Origin of the sequence: Streptomyces sp. NRRL B-24572, assembly GCF_002156145.1 — a bacterium.
GTDB lineage: Bacteria > Actinomycetota > Actinomycetes > Streptomycetales > Streptomycetaceae > Streptomyces > Streptomyces vietnamensis.
The window spans coordinates 1-1210 of sequence record NZ_MWIG01000973.1; the positions used below are offsets into that span (position 1 = coordinate 1).

General features: G+C 71.1%; 2 protein-coding genes. Both read left to right on the forward strand.

Annotated elements, in window-relative coordinates:
• A partial coding sequence (locus CCN56_RS39040) for a CBS domain-containing protein (RefSeq protein WP_143664795.1) occupies nucleotides 1–345 on the forward strand: 345 nt, incomplete at its 5' end.
• A 56-nt stretch (nucleotides 346–401) separates the two neighbouring features.
• A partial coding sequence (locus CCN56_RS39045; RefSeq protein ID WP_086832358.1) for a tRNA (adenine-N1)-methyltransferase occupies nucleotides 402–1210 on the forward strand: 809 nt, incomplete at its 3' end.

Sequence of the window (1210 nt, forward strand, 5' to 3'; positions counted from 1 at the left end):
ACCCCCCTCTCCGAGGCCCTCCGCCGCGCCAACGAGGCCGGCGCCCGCGCCCTCGTCGTCGTCGACGGCACCGGCGAACCCACCGGCATCGTCCGCGAGACCGCCATCGCCGCCGTACCCCAGCACCGCCGCCCCTGGGTGGCCGTCAGCACCCTCGCCCAGGACCTCACCGACGGCATGCGGGTCCCCGCCGAGCTCACCGGCCAGCCCCTCCTCGACCACCTCCGCGCCAGTCCCGCCACCGAGTACCTCGTCGTCGAGGACACCGGCGAGATCTACGGCGTCCTCGCCACCACCGACGTCGAGCGCGCCTTCGTCAAGGCCATGGCGCGACCGTCCGCCTGACCCCGTACCCCCGGGCCATGGCACGACCGTCCACGTAACCCCGGTACTCTGGTCACATGTCCGAACCGACCGGTGCCGCCCGCCGACGCGGGCCCTTCAAGGTCGGGGACCAGGTTCAGCTGACCGACCCCAAGGGCCGTCACTACACGTTCACGCTCGAAGAGGGAAAGAACTTCCACACCCACAAGGGTTCTTTCCCGCACGACGAACTGATCGGCGCCCCCGAGGGCAGCGTTGTCCGTACCACCGGAAACGTCGCCTACCTCGCGCTGCGCCCCCTGCTCCCCGACTACGTCCTGTCCATGCCCCGCGGCGCAGCCGTGGTCTACCCCAAGGACGCGGGGCAGATCCTGGCCTTCGCCGACATCTTCCCCGGCGCCCGCGTCGTGGAAGCCGGAGTGGGCTCGGGATCGCTGAGCAGCTTCCTCCTGCGCGCCATCGGAGACAGCGGCATGCTGCACTCCTACGAGCGCCGCGAGGACTTCGCCGAGATCGCGAAGGGCAACGTCGAGCGCTACTTCGGCGGCCCCCACCCCGCGTGGCAGCTGACCGTCGGCGACCTCCAGGACAACCTGTCCGACACCGACGTCGACCGCGTCATCCTGGACATGCTCGCCCCCTGGGAGTGCCTGGAGGCCGTCTCCAAGGCCCTCGTCCCCGGCGGCATCCTCTGCTGCTACGTGGCGACCACCACCCAGCTCGCCCGCACCGTGGAGTCCATCCGCGAGTTCGGCTGCTACGCCGAGCCGCAGCCCTGGGAGTCCATGATCCGCAACTGGCACGTCGAGGGTCTCGCCGTCCGCCCCGATCACCGCATGATCGGCCACACCGGCTTCCTCGTCACCGCCCGCCGCCTCGCGGACGG